The 17,000-nt window shown below is 33.1% G+C and carries 16 protein-coding genes; 3 read left to right on the forward strand and 13 right to left on the reverse strand.

Annotated features, from left to right (window positions below):
• Positions 1 to 146: 146 nt before the first annotated feature.
• The 11 genes from ACWJKS_RS08710 to ACWJKS_RS08760 form a co-directional block, all read right to left on the reverse strand.
• Positions 147 to 797 carry a hypothetical protein gene (locus tag ACWJKS_RS08710; protein ID WP_462960966.1) on the reverse strand — a complete coding sequence of 217 codons (651 nt, stop codon included), beginning with the start codon at positions 795 to 797 and terminating at the stop codon, positions 147 to 149.
• Positions 733 to 2,022 (reverse strand): ABC transporter permease, encoded by a 1,290-nt coding sequence (locus ACWJKS_RS08715; protein ID WP_462960967.1) that lies wholly within the window; start codon positions 2,020 to 2,022, stop codon positions 733 to 735. Before ACWJKS_RS08715 ends, ACWJKS_RS08710 begins: the two co-directional genes overlap by 65 nt.
• Complete coding sequence (locus ACWJKS_RS08720) at positions 2,015 to 2,884, reverse strand: ABC transporter ATP-binding protein (protein WP_462960968.1); 870 nt, start codon at positions 2,882 to 2,884, stop codon at positions 2,015 to 2,017. The genes ACWJKS_RS08715 and ACWJKS_RS08720 overlap by 8 nt, the downstream gene beginning before the upstream one ends.
• 12 nt (positions 2,885 to 2,896) lie before the next feature.
• Positions 2,897 to 3,178: a hypothetical protein gene (locus ACWJKS_RS08725; protein WP_462960969.1), complete on the reverse strand. Its 282-nt coding sequence runs from the start codon at positions 3,176 to 3,178 to the stop codon at positions 2,897 to 2,899.
• On the reverse strand, positions 3,172 to 3,699 hold the full coding sequence (locus ACWJKS_RS08730) for an RNA polymerase sigma factor (protein ID WP_462960970.1): 528 nt from the start codon (positions 3,697 to 3,699) through the stop codon (positions 3,172 to 3,174). The genes ACWJKS_RS08725 and ACWJKS_RS08730 overlap by 7 nt, the downstream gene beginning before the upstream one ends.
• A 196-nt stretch (positions 3,700 to 3,895) precedes the next feature.
• The gene (locus tag ACWJKS_RS08735; protein ID WP_462960971.1) at positions 3,896 to 6,511 is read right to left on the reverse strand and encodes an ABC transporter permease; all 2,616 of its coding nucleotides are present in this window, start codon (positions 6,509 to 6,511) and stop codon (positions 3,896 to 3,898) included.
• Positions 6,508 to 7,191, reverse strand: a complete 684-nt coding sequence (locus ACWJKS_RS08740; RefSeq protein WP_462960972.1) for an ABC transporter ATP-binding protein — start codon at positions 7,189 to 7,191, stop codon at positions 6,508 to 6,510. Before ACWJKS_RS08740 ends, ACWJKS_RS08735 begins: the two co-directional genes overlap by 4 nt.
• 83 nt (positions 7,192 to 7,274) lie before the next feature.
• Positions 7,275 to 8,285 carry a sensor histidine kinase gene (locus tag ACWJKS_RS08745; RefSeq protein ID WP_462960973.1) on the reverse strand — a complete coding sequence of 337 codons (1,011 nt, stop codon included), beginning with the start codon at positions 8,283 to 8,285 and terminating at the stop codon, positions 7,275 to 7,277.
• Positions 8,278 to 8,955, reverse strand: a complete 678-nt coding sequence (locus tag ACWJKS_RS08750) for a response regulator transcription factor (RefSeq protein ID WP_462960974.1) — start codon at positions 8,953 to 8,955, stop codon at positions 8,278 to 8,280. The genes ACWJKS_RS08745 and ACWJKS_RS08750 overlap by 8 nt, the downstream gene beginning before the upstream one ends.
• Before the next feature lie 228 nt (positions 8,956 to 9,183).
• Positions 9,184 to 9,813: a hypothetical protein gene (locus ACWJKS_RS08755; RefSeq protein WP_462960975.1), complete on the reverse strand. Its 630-nt coding sequence runs from the start codon at positions 9,811 to 9,813 to the stop codon at positions 9,184 to 9,186.
• A gap of 112 nt (positions 9,814 to 9,925) precedes the next feature.
• The gene (locus ACWJKS_RS08760; RefSeq protein WP_462960976.1) at positions 9,926 to 12,304 is read right to left on the reverse strand and encodes a preprotein translocase subunit SecA; all 2,379 of its coding nucleotides are present in this window, start codon (positions 12,302 to 12,304) and stop codon (positions 9,926 to 9,928) included.
• 281 nt (positions 12,305 to 12,585) lie between these two features.
• On the opposite strand from ACWJKS_RS08760, the gene ACWJKS_RS08765 reads away from it, so the two are divergent.
• Positions 12,586 to 13,587, forward strand: a complete 1,002-nt coding sequence (locus ACWJKS_RS08765) for an alpha/beta hydrolase (RefSeq protein ID WP_462960977.1) — start codon at positions 12,586 to 12,588, stop codon at positions 13,585 to 13,587.
• 296 nt (positions 13,588 to 13,883) lie between these two features.
• Here ACWJKS_RS08765 and ACWJKS_RS08770 read toward each other — a convergent pair whose 3' ends face one another.
• Entirely contained in the window at positions 13,884 to 14,321 is a 438-nt protein-coding gene (locus ACWJKS_RS08770) for a hypothetical protein (RefSeq protein WP_216304072.1), read from the reverse strand.
• Positions 14,302 to 14,460 carry a helix-turn-helix transcriptional regulator gene (locus ACWJKS_RS08775; RefSeq protein ID WP_220287238.1) on the reverse strand — a complete coding sequence of 53 codons (159 nt, stop codon included), beginning with the start codon at positions 14,458 to 14,460 and terminating at the stop codon, positions 14,302 to 14,304. The genes ACWJKS_RS08770 and ACWJKS_RS08775 overlap by 20 nt, the downstream gene beginning before the upstream one ends.
• Before the next feature lie 586 nt (positions 14,461 to 15,046).
• Here ACWJKS_RS08775 and ACWJKS_RS08780 point away from each other — a divergent pair.
• Complete coding sequence (locus tag ACWJKS_RS08780) at positions 15,047 to 15,733, forward strand: response regulator transcription factor (protein ID WP_216304073.1); 687 nt, start codon at positions 15,047 to 15,049, stop codon at positions 15,731 to 15,733.
• A gap of 9 nt (positions 15,734 to 15,742) precedes the next feature.
• On the forward strand, positions 15,743 to 16,987 hold the full coding sequence (locus tag ACWJKS_RS08785) for a sensor histidine kinase (protein WP_462960978.1): 1,245 nt from the start codon (positions 15,743 to 15,745) through the stop codon (positions 16,985 to 16,987).
• Positions 16,988 to 17,000 lie beyond the last annotated feature (13 nt).

Consider the following 17,000-nt stretch of genomic DNA (forward strand, 5'->3'; position numbering starts at 1 on the left):
ATAATTAATCTAGAGCATATAAATAAAACTATATTCCCTCCAAATCCTTCTTTAGATAAGATTCTAATAACTTTATTTTCTGGAGGTTTTTGAGGAGTTAATGCATCCTGCTCCTAATGTCCAATAAACAAATAATAGAAACAAATTCAAATGTTGGCGACACTTCTGCTATTCTTAACCCAATAAACAAATAATGATGAAATTATTAGAACTATTGCTGCTACAAGCAGATAATATTTTTCTTTAAAACTATTATTCATTAAAGAAAATATACAAAAGTTCTTTGTGTATTTACCCTTTGTCATGATATCTAAGACAAAATAAACTATTGGTATCATATACCCTATGCTTACATTTTCAGTAAGGGAGGCAAAAAATAATCCTAATCCACCTAGAAATAATGCAGATCCAAATGTTCCCATTATTAACATTCCTGAAGTAAAGGTTCCACCAAGATAAATCAATATATTAACAAATAATGCTATTAGTGATACTAGTAAAATTACTGATATTAGTATTCTTATTATATAAACCAATATAGGAGAAATAGCCTTTGCGTTTATTGTCTCTTTTATATTTCCATCTTCCTCCGGTGTAAAGATTGGCACTAGAATCACTACTCCAATCATTATAATAAATTGCTCACATATCTTTGCAGCCATTGGAAAATCCAAATTAGTAATGCTAAAGATTATGGGAGCTACAATTAATAATACAATTGAGAATAATATATTATTTCGAAAAGCTATTCTTAAATTTACCTTTGAAATTTGTAAAACATTTCGAATACTTATCATAAAAATCAATCCTTCCTATTCTCTTTAGATTTAATATATAAATAGATGCAATCACGAAAATTGCCGATAGCGATATAAAGAACATTCTATTTAAAAATATATTATTTATAGTAGAAACAAATTCATCTCTCTCATATATTGTATTGAATCTTATCGTTAATTGACTTAAACCATAACTTCCAATTAATGCACCTTTAAATATAGAGGAGTACCACCAAATCATTTGAACTGGAATAGCTATTGCTGTTTCTGTAAGAAGAGTTAAAAACATCCCTACCGCAGTTACTGCCATAAGCGTTGGCATAAGCCATCCTATTGAATATTTAAAAAACGCAAAATAATCTACCGTTAAATTAAGTTTTCCACTAATACTTGCGGCCTGAAGCGTTGAGACGATTGCAAGTAAGAAAATTGGAACCATCATCATTATAACTAAGGCACTATACCTCGACAGGATTAACTTAGTAGAGCTTACTCTTCTACTATAAATGACTTGTTTCATATTGCTTTTTTTATCTTTCCTAATAAAAGATACTACAACAAACACCGGAAATAAGCCCATTACGATTCCCATAAAGTCGCAAAATATCCTTGCAAAACCATTTGTAATCTTATCCTTCTCTATTAAATCTTTATAAGTTTTCATAGCTTCCTCATATGTTATTGGTCTAACGCCAAACCTTCTTAAATTTTCTTTTGAATAATTAGATTGCTCTCCTATTATATTATTAGCTTCCTCCATTAATACTTTAAAGCTAGCATAGTCCTTTGAGCTGCTGCTAAAATGTATTTCACTCCATTTTTCGGTTTTATGCAATTTGTCTAACTCGCTTAGAGATTTTCCTGTTATTTGACATAAAATTTCTTCTATCTTTTTCGTGTCTTCCTTATCTAATTTAACATTTTTAAACAAGCTATGTGGATAGGATGAGTATGTTCCTTGCATATGCTCTCCATACATCATTGATGTTGATTTAGAAATAATTTGTTCTGGTATCTCTTTAAAGGTAGATCCATAAGGATACCCATCATTCTCTTTATTGTACTTTTCAACATCTTGAACATAAGAAGGCTTTATCAAAGCACTTCCTTGATACTGTGGATCATTTCCTTTTATTTCTGAAAAGTATTGGGTATTATAAAATACTATGGCGATACAAATAAAAACTATATAAATCAAACTCTTACCTAATTGCTTACATTCCTTTGAAAATAGATTAAACATTATCTATCCCTCCAATCATAAGCATGTACGAATCTTCAATATTGGGTTCTCGAATTTGGGAATTATCGCTTGGAGGAACATCTGAGATAACCCTAATGGAGATACTGTCCCCTAACATAATCATACCTGTTATAATATATTGTTGTTTTATTTTTTCTAATTCATCGGGGTTAACCTTCATAGAAAAAACTTTTCCTTCTGCTTTGTTTTTTAATTCCTGAACAGTTCCTTTAAATATAAGGCTCCCATTGTCTAATATTCCAATGTTTTTGCAGGTAGCTTCAATATCTCCGATTATATGTGTTGAAAGAATAACTATCTTATCCTTTGCTAGTTCACAAAGAAGGTTTCTAAATCGAATTCTCTCCTTTGGATCTAACCCGGCAGTTGGCTCATCAACTATTAAGACTTTTGGATTATGCAAAATCGCTTGAGCTATTCCAAGTCTTCTTTTCATTCCGCCAGATAGAGCCCTAACCTTTACTTTTTTACAATCTAACAAGTTAACCTTTTCTAAAAGTTCTGGAATTACTCTTTTCCTCTCACTTGAGGGAACTTCTGATAAAACTCCTAAATAATCCATAGCTTCATAAACGGATAGATTTGGATAAACTGAGAAGTCCTGAGGAAGATATCCAATAAGTTTTCTTAATTCTTTAGTTTTTAAAATATCTATTCCACAAATGCTGATTTCGCCACTACTTTTATTAAGCAGAGTTGCTAGTATTCTCATCAAAGTAGTTTTGCCTGCGCCATTTCTTCCAAGCAGTCCAAACATCCCCTGATCTATTGTTAAATTAACATCCTTTAAGGCACTCATACCACTAAATTTTTTTGATAAATTATTTATATTAATTTGCATGATTCCTACCTCCTAATTAATTACTTGTGTAAAATTCATTGATTTAGATTCATAATTCATTGACGATAAAAGAGCAATAAATGATAAAATGGCGATTATAGATATATCAATATAAACAAATAAAGAGAGAACTGAAATTCCTATAAACATTAGAATTAAAGCGAAATAGATAAAACACTGTCTTTTCTTAATTTCCTTATCTCTTATTAAAATTCTTTCTATTTCCAATTGTTCATTTTCAACTATTTCAACCTTCTGCCACATTACGCTTAGAAATTCTTCATCTTTTAACATCTATATTCCTCCTTAGCAAGTTTTTGTAGTTTTTTTCTTGCTCTAAAAATAATAATTTTCACTTGACCTACAGACTTAATCATTATCTTTGAAATATCCTTATAGGACATATCCTCATATTCATAAAGGTACAATGCAGTCTTATACTCCTTATTTAATTTACCTAATAATTCTGTTACAAATAATCTGTCTTCCTTTTTCATAACAATATCCTCTGCGGAAGGTGTCCGTAGCTTTATATCATCAATATTTACTGGCTTTTGTTTTCTTAGATAATCGATGCACTTATTCCTTACCACTGTATATAAGAATGTTTTAAAACTATATTTATTCTTATAATTCATTCTTTTTACATAAATTAAAGCAAAACTATCCTGTATAATATCTTCTGATATAAGTTCATCTTTTACATATTTCTGTGCAAACCTTAAAGCCTTTAATCTGTGTCTAATAACAATCTCCTCAAAAGCTTTTTTATTACCACTTTTGACTAGATCCATTATTGTATTATCATCAATCAAATCATCACCTCTTTGCGAAAAAACCATAGCTTAACTATTTTATTATACTTCTTACACGTATAAGTTCATAAAAAGTTACACTATAAGAAAAATTTTCATGTGAATTAAATTATCACCTGCGATGCTGCAATATTAAAAAGCTAGCAAGGAGATGCTAACCTCCAAACTAGCTTTTTAGAAAAACATTAATGTTACCTTATATATTTTCTATTTTTAGTGCATCAATAATATTCTCTTTTTTAATCTTTGAAGTTGCATATATCATCGTTGAACGGACAATTGCAAATACAGCAATTATAGTCACAATAACACTACCCCATGGAACAGCAAATTGAATATCGAATGAGTCCCTCAAAACCCTGTAAATCAAATACATCATTCCAAAACTAATAGGAAGCCCATAGATCAAGCTCTTAATTCCATAAAACCAGCTTTCGTAATTAATCATTTTATTGAAACTCTTTGGTGTCATTCCAACGGATTTAAGCATTGCAAATTCCCGTCTACGTAGGGATATGCTAGTTGATATGGTATTTAAAATATTAGCTACGCAAATAGCAGTAATAATTGCTATAAAGCCATAGAAAAATACATAGATAAATGTCATTTGTTGCCTGCCTTGTTTATTTTGCATTGTAAAATCAATAATATTTACACTTGCAATTGAGGTCTTATTTTGATATTCCTTAATACTTTCCACAAGCTTTGTAGGATTAGAACTTTTAATAAGCATATCAACCTGGCTAATCTCAGATATTTTTGGCAGCTTCCCTTGTATACTAGCATACACATCCTTTGATACTATGATCATAGGTTCTTCTATATAAGTTAACATGGTTTCACCAATAGGCGTCTTATCTGCAAGGGCTGCTATTTCTAATAAAACACTATATTCATTAGGCTTATTACCTACAGGATACGTAAATTTCAATTTTTCTCCTGGCTTAATATTAAAGCGGTTCATACGTAGGTATTTATTATCCGCTTTGATAGACACAGTGTTAATGAGTATGCCAGATGGATTTACAATATCTTTTAAACTAGTAAGATCAGTTCCCGTTTCTTTAGCATATCTCTTAAGTGCTGCCTCATCAATAGATTTTATCGTAAAATGTGTTTCATAATTTTCAGCCTTTTCTTCTTTATTATTTGGTGAAATACTTGCTTTAATTTCATCAGGAATTAAACTGCTTTTAACATCTACTACAGCATTATTCATAGTTTCTTCAATAATACTTTCATCCACATATTTCATTTTTGTTATGGCATTATAAAAATTCTTTTTCTCTTGTGCTGTGGCAGAGGATGTTACAAAAACATTAACATCATAAGGCATATTATTAACTTTACTTTCTGCTGATTTTTGAAACAGCAAGGATAGGGATGAAACTGATAAAAACAGTACAATACTAATAACTAAGGAAAATATGGTAGTTTTATATCTGCGACTATTGCGCTTTAAGTTTTTAAGCCCAAGCTCTGCTTCAAATCCAAATATAAATCTTGTCTGTTTAGATGTCTTCACAACTCTACTGGTGAGCTTGATGTCTCGTGATTGACACAGCGCATCAATAGGCGATATCTTAGATGCACTCTTTGCGGGAATGTAAGCTGATATTAAAATAGTAATAATAGAAAGTAATATAGCCACTAGTATTGCACCTGGAGATATTACAAGCTTTAGTTTAACAACTATTCCGAAGCCTTCTATTAGCGGTTGCACAAGCTTAAAAGCTATACCCATTGCTACTGTCCCCAAAAATACACCTATAGGAATACCGATAACCCCAACAACAAAACCTTCAAAAAATACAGATTTACTCTTTTGCTTTTTTGTTGCGCCTACACTTGCAAGCATCCCTAAATAACGGCTACGTTCCGAAATTGAAATTGCGAAGGAATTATATATAAGCGCTATGGAACCTATAATTATAATAACCATCATTATACTTGCAAGAATATATAGAGTTAAGAGTAAATCCTTATTAATAATTCCACAGTACCTTAAAAGGCTACTATTGTAGATTTTACTATCGCTAGGAACTCCTATTCTTTCCGAAAGCTCGTTTGCTTGTGTATTTACTTTTTTGCTCACATTTTTCCAAACTACTGATATATTAACAGTGTCAGCAGGCGCAAGCTCCGTTTTATCAAGATAGGATATCACTGTATAGCCAGGTGACCAGTAGAGTTCGAAGTTGGGTCTACTTATAATTCCTGTTATAGTATATTCTTTTTTATATTCCTCGATAAGTTTTTCACCTTTTTTATCTTTGCTTTGCTTTTCGAAGCTATAATCCTGTCCAAGGGCTACCTTATTTCCATCTTCATAACGCTTTCCAACATCTAATTTAAGCACGTCACCAACCTTATATGCCACGCCACCATTTTCTGAAATCTGAGAAGATATAACTATTTCATTTGATTTTTTAGGGAGACGACCCTTAACTAAATCTAAATTAAAGCTTTCCATGCCCTGCATATCATATTCTTCTATAAAAAGATAGGGTTTATTCTTATTTTTAGAACCTTCAAGCTTTGAATATCCTATATTCCTGCTTAGAGCTGCATTTGCCGTATTTTTATCATTCATCACTTCATTAATGTTTTCACTGCGTAAATTGTTATAGCGTACATGCCAATTACCTGTATCCTCTATGGTATTTTGCTGCATCATACTAAGGAAAGACATCACAGAGGTAGGTATGGCTGTTATCATAGAAACTGATAATATAACACCAATAATTGTAACAATAGTACGCTTTTTATTTGATTTCATGTGACGAAGGGTCAAAGAATTTATGATATTCATCTTCGAATCACCTCATCCTTTGCGATTCGCCCATCTTCAATTGAAATTATTCGGTCTGCCTGCAAAGCAATGCGTTCATCATGAGTGATTATTATTAAGGTCTGATGGTATTTTTTATTTGACAGCTTTAGAAGTTCTATTATTTCTCCACTGTTTTTGCTATCAAGGTTTCCGGTAGGCTCATCTGCAAGTACGATCGCTGGGTTATTAATCAATGCCCTTCCTATTGATACACGTTGCTGTTGACCACCTGAAAGCTGATTAGGCAGATGATTTAATCTATCTACAAGGCCCAGCGTGTTAATTATCTCATCTAGTTGCCCATTTTTTATCTTTTGACCATCCAGTAATAGCGGTAGGGTAATATTTTCTTCCACATTCAAAACTGGTATTAAATTATAAAATTGATAGATAAGACCTATTTGCCTACGTCTAAATATGGCAAGCTTTGTTTCATCCATTTCGTAAATGTCAGCATTCTCTACAAAAACCTTTCCACTTGTTGGCGTATCAACGCCACCTAATATATGTAAAAGTGTTGATTTGCCCGACCCCGATGGTCCAATAATTGCAACAAACTCCCCTTTATTGACTGAAAACGAAACATTATCTAGAGCCTTTACAGATGATTCACCCCTACCATATATTTTAGACAGATTTTCTACTCTTAATATCTCCATTGCTGCTCACTCCTCTGTTAGTTTGTAACCTTAGTATATCTGTCTAATATGACTTTACAGTGACTATTTGTGTGACGATTTTGTCACACAACACTTTTATAAATCTTTATAATAAATTTTGTACCTTTGTTTTTCTCACTGGTAACTTCAATTGTACCACCTTGTTTCTGCAAAATGATTTTTGACATGGCGAGTCCAATACCTATACTGTCGTTGAGAGCATTGATACCCTTATAAAAGCGATCGAATATATGTGGTAAATCCTCCTTATGGATCCCCTCACCATTATCAAATATTTTTATCATTGTATATATTGGAGTTTCGCAAAAATCAACACCTATATTTCCACCACAAGGTGTATGCTCAACACAATTTTTTATTATATTTGAAGCAGCCTCTGAGGACCAATTAAAATCGCCAATAAACTCAGTATGCTCATCACCGCTAATTTCAAGGGTTTGATCTTTAAGTTCCATAGGAATTAGCAGGTGATGCGTAGCCCTACTGATAAGCTCCCGTACATTTACATTCTCTTTTTTTAACTCAATTGTACCTGCATCAATCTTAGATAACTTTAGTAGTGACGCAACAAGCCACTTAAGTCTTTCAAGTTGTGACCGAATATTTTGGGTGAATTCCTGGCGTTTATCCTGGGGTAGACTTTTGTCACATATAAGGTCTGTCATAACAAACATTGAAGTTATTGGAGTTTTAAGTTGATGGGAAATATCAGAAATTGAATCCGAAAGAAAAATTTTATCTTTCTTTAATAGTTCAGCCTGTTCATATAAAGTCACAGTTACTTTGTATATTTCATTTTTAAGTATACTAAGCTCGCCTTCATCATTATCTCTAATATCAAGGGAATAATCTCCACTTGTAATTATCCTTAGATACTCAGATAATTGGTCTAATTGATTATATCTCCATCTGGTAAAAATGAAAGATATAACAATTATTAAAAGCAAAACTAAAAGTGCTATAATTCCTGCAATTATATTAACGAAAAAACAGGCAACTGATCCTATTAGTGAAATTGAAACCAAAAGAGTTATATATATCTTTATTTCTTTATTTCGTAGAATATTAATCACCTCCCTTATATCCAATTCCACGAACTGTTTTTATAATTGTTGGATTTTTGCTGTCATCCTCAATTTTTTCACGCAAACGTTTAATATATACCGTTAAAGTATTGTCATTCACAAAATCCCCTGCAAAATCCCATAGACCTTCTAAAAGTTGATTGCGATCAATAACTTGCCTCTGATTATTTGCAAAGATTAGAAGTAGTCGGTATTCAAGAGATGTTAATGTAACTTCATTCGCTTCTTTATACACTTTTGCCTGTGTAGTGTCTATCTTTATACCGCTAAACTCAATGATTGTTTTTGTAATTTCTGTTTTATCATATCTGCGAAGTACAGATTTAATTCGAGATAGAAGCTCTCTTATACGAAATGGCTTTGTTATATAGTCATCTGCCCCCCTATCAAGCCCCATAACTACATTAACTTCATCATCTATTGCCGTTAGAAATATTACTGGTATATCTTCCTTTGCCTTAATTATTTTACAAATATCGTAGCCGCTTCCATCTGGAAGAGATAAATCAAGTATTGCCAAGTTAAAGCTATTTTTATGCAGCATAGTTTTTGCTGACTCCACATTCAAGCAGTGGGTAACAAAATACCCCTCCTGAGTCAGTGAGTAGCAAAGCCCTGATGCAATTATTCTATCATCCTCAACAAATAGTATTTTCATTGTGTAAATCTCCTTTGTATACCTAGTAAGTATTATCTTTCTTCTATTTTATCACATTATCTATCTCATAATTTAAATAAAAACGATAGTTTGATGTTAAAATGAATAACCCTACGTAAAGGTATTCCTTTGCGTAGGGTTAAAAACTTATAAAATGTATTCATAAAGTATAACAAAACATTTTAACAAATTAGATATTCGTGTTCTTTATGTCAACAGACGTTTATTTTAATATCCATGATGGAACATTCTTCTCCGTCTTCTTCTCCTTCGTCCAAGTAAATCTCTGATAAACAGTATTCTGGTTAAATCTTGAATCGGACCTCTTCTGCCTTGACGGCGTGTGTCTCTCATATCCTCATCATCATTATCATCGTCATCCCTATAATGTTTTTCACACTTTTCAGATACTTCTTTACACATATGCTCCATTTCATCCTTACTAGGGCAATACATTGGGCCATACTTGGATTCCATCATATCACAATGTTTTTTTACCATGGGATATATCATTCTATAGATTTTAGGATACATGCTTTTTAAATCTTCATCAGCTTCATCATGCATTGCCATATTCATCATAGGCATATTCATCATAGGCATACTCATCATGGCCATATTCATCATGGCCATATTCATCATGGGCATGCTCATCATAGGCATGTTCATCATAGGCATGTTCTCCATAGGCATGTTCATCATAGGCATATTCTCCATAGGCATATTGGCCATTGGCATATTGGCCATTGGCATATTGGCCATTGGCATATTGGCCATTGGGATTTTCGTCATAGGCATATTGGCCATAGGAATTTTTTGTCCAACATTTTCACAGTCTTTATAACGGTAGTCGTACATAAGTACCTCCAAAATAATATTCACCATTTATATTATTCTGCTTTCGCTGTTTTGTTACAAATACCTATTTCCAGTGATTCCTTTAAGCCTTATTATATTGTTTAACACTATTTTAAATTCTATTTTTAAGAATTTTTCTATAAATCAAAGTTCCAAATCGAATTGGTAAGGCAAGAAACATTCCTATGGATGCAATTGCGTTACCAATAAATAATGAAGAAAGTGGATCCATTAGTGAATTGTCATTAACAAGATAAGTCCAAGTTGAAGAGGGTGGGTTTATCCGCTGTTTTAAGTTAATGAGTCCCTGCGTTGATAAATCTAACGTTTCAAAATCTTGTAAAATTCTCGTTTGTATCTCTTGCTGCATCGTCTGAAATATGCCAGCTGTTTCTATTTGAAATGCTTGCAACGGATCTTTAAGCCTTAGTATACTTAACTTTACTCCCTCTTTAAGATATTCTACATGAGCGAGGTAATCAGCCCAAACTTCATCGATATTATATAGTGCTACTTGTTTTTCAAGTTCCTTTACGAGGTCTTCACTAAAGAAGTTAATTAATTTTGTAAATAGCTGTGGATTTTCCAGGCTTAATATATTAAAAGGTAAAATATCATATACTATTTCCATTCTCCTTTGGTGAACAACAAGTCGCTGATTTTCTATGATAAAGGAATACTGCCATAATTCTCTACGTAAATCGGAATCCTGGCCCTGGATAATCCTCTGAACGTGTTCTATTTTACCTGCTATCTTAGGATTAAGCAAAGGTTCTTCTTGTATAGAAGATCTAATTGCCACAGGTATTATTTCATCGATACCATATCTTTTAATGAGGTCATCTTCAAGGCTTATAAAGAACTTTGACATGCCCATATCACCCTGACGTCCAGTTCTTCCTTTAAGCTGCTTATCAATGCGTTTACTCTCATACCTATTAGTACCTATAACATATAATCCTCCAAGGGAAACTATCTTATCTTTATTAGCTCCATCTAGGCCCCCAAGTTTTATATCAGCACCCCTGCCAGCCATATTAGTTGAAACAGTAACTGCATAAAGAGTACCTGCTTGTTCAATGATATGTGCTTCAAGTTCATCATTTTTTGCGTTTAAAATTTTATATTTAACGCCTAGCTTATTTAATTCTTCAGCCAAATATTCTGATTCTGCTACACTACAAGTGCCGATTAAAATAGGCTGTCCTGTGTCATGTACTCTTTTGATTTCCGAGCTCAAAGCTTTGTATTTGGCTTTTTTGTGCGTGAATATTACATCAGGATAATCAATTCGATTGCAAGGAATATGTGGTGGAATTACTATCACCTCCATGTCATACATCTCGCTGATTTCATTCAATGAGTCCATTGCTGTACCGGTCATCCCTGAAATTTTTTTATAAAGCAAAATGAAACTTTGCAAAGTTATCTGATTCATTATACGTCCTTTTGACTTATGGCTAAGGCACTCCTTGGCCTCAAGGGCTGATTGAATTCCATCGGGCCAACGCCTGTTTTCAGCGATGCGTCCAGTAAACTCGTCTACCATTTCAATTTTACCGTCTCTTACAATATAGTCTATATCCTTCTTCAATAAAGCAATTACATGAAGAATATTGTGTACTTCACTTAATAATTTAAAGTTTTCTTCTGCATATAAATTTTCACAATTAAGCATAGCTTCTGCTCGAAGTAGTCCTTTATTAGTCAAAAATACGTTCCTTTTAACTTCATCTTTCTCATAGTCAACTTCAGGCTCTAGTTTTCTTAAAGCTTCCATTGTTAAACAAAGAGTATCATCAGCAGCGTTCCCTCCTATTGCAATAACTAATGGTATTCTGGCTTCATCAATTATTATGGAATCTGCCTCGTCTATTATGGCAAAATTAAATGGACGTAGCACAATTTCACTTTTTTTATAAGAAAGTGAGTCCATTAAATAATCAAATCCAGCTACCTTGGCAGTTACATATGTAACATCACAACCATAAGCTCTTTGTTTTTCAGGCCGTTTCATAGTTTCCTGTACGAACCCCACAGTTAATCCAAGCATTTCATATACGGGTCCCATCCAAGTTGCATCCCTACGCGCTAAATAATCATTAAAGGTCAGTATATGACATCCACGACCTGTAAGTGCATTTAAGACTGCGGGGAACACCGCGGCTAAAGTTTTTCCTTCACCGGTCTGCATCTCTATTAATCTTCCATTATGCATAGCTATGCCAGCAATCAGTTGCTCGTCGTAAGTAATGAGTCCTAGTACTCTTTTAACCGCCTGTTTTGTAAGTGCAAAGACTTCTATAATTATGTCATCCATAGATGTATACTCTAAAAGCTTACTCCTGAGCCCATGTGATTTATTTAGAAATTCAGTATTATCCAATGAATCAAATCTAAGACGATTTATTTGTTCTACTGTTTTTTCATAGCTATTATATTCTGCCTTATTTACTAAGTCATGAAATTTTTTTCTAATACTAATGGACATATGAATCACCACTCTTTCAACATAAAATAATTTGATTCTCAATTCACTTAAATAGTACAAACACGTTAGATATTGTAAATTATGACACTTTGTTTTTAGTAATTCAAATCATGCAATAATTTTAAGTCAATTATACCATTATGAACCATAAATTACTGTTTTTTAAAATGGATGAGTTAATTTATACATACTACTAATTTTCTTTGTCTTGATTGTTTATATTATCCATATTTTTATTTATGTGTTAAACTCAAGGTGAAACATTCGAAAAGGAGGATATTATGAAAAGACAAAGAAATGTTATAGAGGGCAGTATTTCGGAAAAAGTTTATGTTAAAATTAACGGAGCTAAGATGGGAATGATTATTAAAAGTGAGAATGCATCAAATCCAGTACTGCTTTTTGTTCACGGAGGCCCTGGTATGCCGGAATATCCACTTACCGAAGCATACCCTACGGGACTTGAGAAATATTTTACGGTAGTATGGTGGAATCAGCGTGGCGCGGGTTTGTCCTATAGCAGTGATATCTCAGCAAAAACAATGACAACAGAACAGTTTGTATCTGACACAATAGAAGTAACGAACTATCTGCGTAAACGGTTTGGACAAGATAAAATATACCTTATGGGACACTCATGGGGTTCATACATAGCTATAGAGGCAGCGGCAAAATCATATGAGTTATACCATGCTTATATTGGTGTCGGACAAATATCAAATCAAATGGAATCGGAAAAAATTGCATATAAATATATGCTTAAGTACTACAAGGTAACAGGTGATAAAAAAACTGTAAAGAAGCTTCAGGCAATACCTATTGAAACAATAGATCATCTGCCAGATGCATACAATAAAATAAGGGATAATGTGATGCATAGAGCAGGAATTGGTACAACGCATAAGATGAAATCAGTAGTCACCGGAATTTTTATGCCAGTTATGCAGAATCGCGAATATACCTTGAGAGAAAAAATTAATATATGGCGTGGAAAAGCATTTTCAAATTCTACTGTTTTAAACGAGGAGCTTTACAGAACGGATTTGAGTAACAAGATAACAAAACTTGATATTCCGGTATATTTCTTTTCGGGAATATATGATTATACGGTAAACTATTCGATGTCGGAAGCTTATCTTAAAAAACTTGGTGCACCTGCAAAAGGATTTTATCTTTTTAAGGAATCTGCCCACAGTCCAATATTTGAAGAGTCTGAAAAAGTGTTACAGATTATACAGCAGGATGTATTAAAGGGCAGGAATGATCTAGCTGACACATATTAATACAAAGTATGATCATAATATTTAGTACAAATTATTTATCTATTATAGATCAGTAAGATAAGATGAATTTTTATGACATAACATTTTCAGTGTATTCTTTGATAGTAATATTGTTACCATAAATTTACTACTATTCAAATTCGCTTAGAAATCAACATTTATATATCTCGCTTTGAAATCTCAGTTTGGTCTAAATTTGACTTTACCGTTTTAATACTAGAAGATTCCTCTTTTTCATTGCTTCTCTTTATATCTTTTTCAAGAAAATTGGCCTAATGAAGTGCCCAATTATAAAATTAATTCCGCTTGTCATGATAAAAATAACTACTTATTTCAGCAATCATCATAATCGTAAAAATGATGCCGAAACAACTGAAAATGCCGAGACACACATCATTTTTTGTTACTCCCCATACAACCATTGATAGTATTAAAAAAGTAACACAAATGATCAGTGTAATATTAAAAGCACTGGTTTTTGATTTCATATTAATTAAATTTACTCTTTCATCATCATTTTGAACATCTTGTTTTGTACATCTGCTACTCAAACCTTTCCATATTTCTGTAACTCCAAATAGAATACAAAAAATATCCAATATAATAGACTTGGTAATTCTTAAAGCATTCAAAGTATTAAACCGCGTAATTGTATCTGGAATGCTAATTACTGCTAAGAATAAAAATATTATACCACTCCAAAAGTTCTTTTTATTATATGTTTTTTTCTTCATTTTCTAAATTCTCCTTTAAACAATATAATTTTTCAATAGTGGTGTTGAAAACGGAAGCTATCTTATATGCAAGCATAATTGAGGGGTTATACTGTCCTTTTTCAAGTGAAATAATCGTTCTTGATGAAACTGAATATATTCCTTAATTGTGTATCCGTCCAGAGAATAAAAAATTCTATATAAACCAGCAAGTTACATACAGGCTTCATTAGCAACGCTTTGTAGTTCAAACTTGTTTTAATATTTAATTCAATATAATTCATTACGTAACCCTCATCAGCTGATATATTCATGTTAACTTTTTTTCAGTCCCTTGCCTTGACTTTTTTCTCGATTTTTAATACAACTTAATAAAGTATATATTTACTAATTTCTTGGCTTCCTCAACAGAGGCTACAAGCTCGCACCATGGCATTACAGATTCTAACGTTTTAAATGGGTCTAAATTCTCATCCCTTGCCTTATTTCAACCAGTCAGTCAAAACCAACCTGCCAGGATGATGAGGCGCTGATTAAACGGCTTTATGTATAGCTTGATAAAAATTATTATTTCCATTTTATCTTTAAGTTTGGTAGAAAACACTTTTTTTATAGCTGAAACACGAAAACTCAAATTAAGTTCTATTGCTTTTTCTGTAATTTGAAACGATAATAATATAAGAGGCATTATGCAATTTTGATACATTGTAGTATTATTAGACAGAAAAAGCAGGGAGGGATCAACAGTGAATACAATTTTATTGGTAGAAGATGATTTGAGTATTATTGCTGGGCTAGAGTTTTCACTCCGAAAGAATGGCTTTCATATTGCCTTAGCACGAACCGTAAGGGAATGCTTTTTGATGCTTAGTGATAAGAAGTATGATTTGTTGCTACTCGATTTGACCTTACCCGATGGAAGCGGTTTTGACATCTGTAAGAAAGTACGGCAATCCTCCGATGTACCAATTATATTTTTAACGGCTTCCGATGAAGAGGTCAATATTGTAATGGGTTTGGATATTGGTGGGGATGACTATATTACAAAACCTTTCAAATTAAATGAACTGATTTCGCGAGTCAATGCTTTGCTTCGCCGTTCTCACATTCCTAGCCAAGAACCTATTGAATTGAAATCTAATGATATTACCATCAAACTGTTGGAAAGCCGAGTATTTAAGGATTCTAAAGAAATAGAACTTACTACGGCGGAGTACCGTCTTCTGCGCCTGCTCATGCAAAACCAAAATATTGTGCTCACGAGAAACGTTATATTGGACAAGCTTTGGGACAATAACGGCAACTTCATCGATGATAACACCCTATCCGTCTATGTACGAAGACTAAGAATGAAAATTGAAGATAACGCTGATAAACCGAAATTTTTATTGACAATACGACGATTAGGCTATAAATGGAGTGTGTTAAAGTGAGGCTATTATATGAGAATTTTTATTAATTACAATATAAGGAGACTATTTTCAATCGTATCCATAATTCTTTTGTGTTTTATTCTAATAACACAGGTCATGGTATATTTCATGACAAACCAATATAAAAAGGAAATCATTACACACGATTATGCCATTGCCGGATATTTATATCAACAGGATGCAACAACAGACCAGATTGTACCTGCCTTCACTGGTAAAAAAGGTATGAAAGATTATACCATTGGGCGGGAGCTTTTGCAGCCTAAAGGGTATACAGACAGTATAAATAACAAGCTTCTGCCTGAAATTCAAAGTTTCCATCACAAACTCGAGATTCTGGTACTGATACTTTCCGTTGTTGTATCGCTTCTCATGCTTTCAACATTATTTATTTTTTTTGTCCGGCAGGACAGAAAGCTTGAAAAGGCCAACACGGATATCTTAAGTTTTATGCATGGCAATAAAGATATCCGCTTCAGCGACAATGAGGAAGGTATTGTATCTCAGCTTTTTTCCTCTATAGATGTAATGGCAACATCTCTAACTGCCCATATAACAAAGGAAAAACAGACAAAGGAGTTCCTAAAGAATACGATATCTGACATATCACATCAGTTAAAAACACCATTGACTGCGCTAAAAATGTACAATGAAATTATTCAGGAAGAAAACATAAACAACGGTGTTGTCGACAGCTTCACCATAAAAAGCAGTAATCAACTGGAACGGATGGAGTATCTAATTCGGAACCTTCTGAAATTGGCACGGCTAGATGCTGACACCATCGAATTAGAGAAAAGCAACTGCCTTATGAAAGATTTGCTAGAATGCATCGTTATAGGTTTCTCCACCCGTGCAAAATCAGAGGACAAGTCAATTATGCTAATGTGCAATAGCTATACCCTGTTAAATTGTGATGGAGGTTGGATACTGGAAGCTTTCAGTAATATTATGAAAAATGCATTGGATCACACCGTTTCGGGAAATGAAGTTCAAATTCTATGCGACGAAACGCCTGTGTTAATCTGTATCACAATTAAAGACAACGGTAGTGGCATCCACCCAGAGGACATCCATTATATTTTCAAACGATTTTATAGAAGCCGATTTTCCAAGGATAAGGATGGTATCGGCATTGGACTTACCCTTGCGAAAACCATTGTCGAAAAACATGGAGGCTCTATAACGGTGGAAAGCACGTTGAACCAAGGAACGACTTTCTATTTGACTTTTCCAAAGCTTACAAATCTGTAAGAAAGAATACACC

Source organism: Clostridium sp. CM038, from assembly GCF_055081105.1.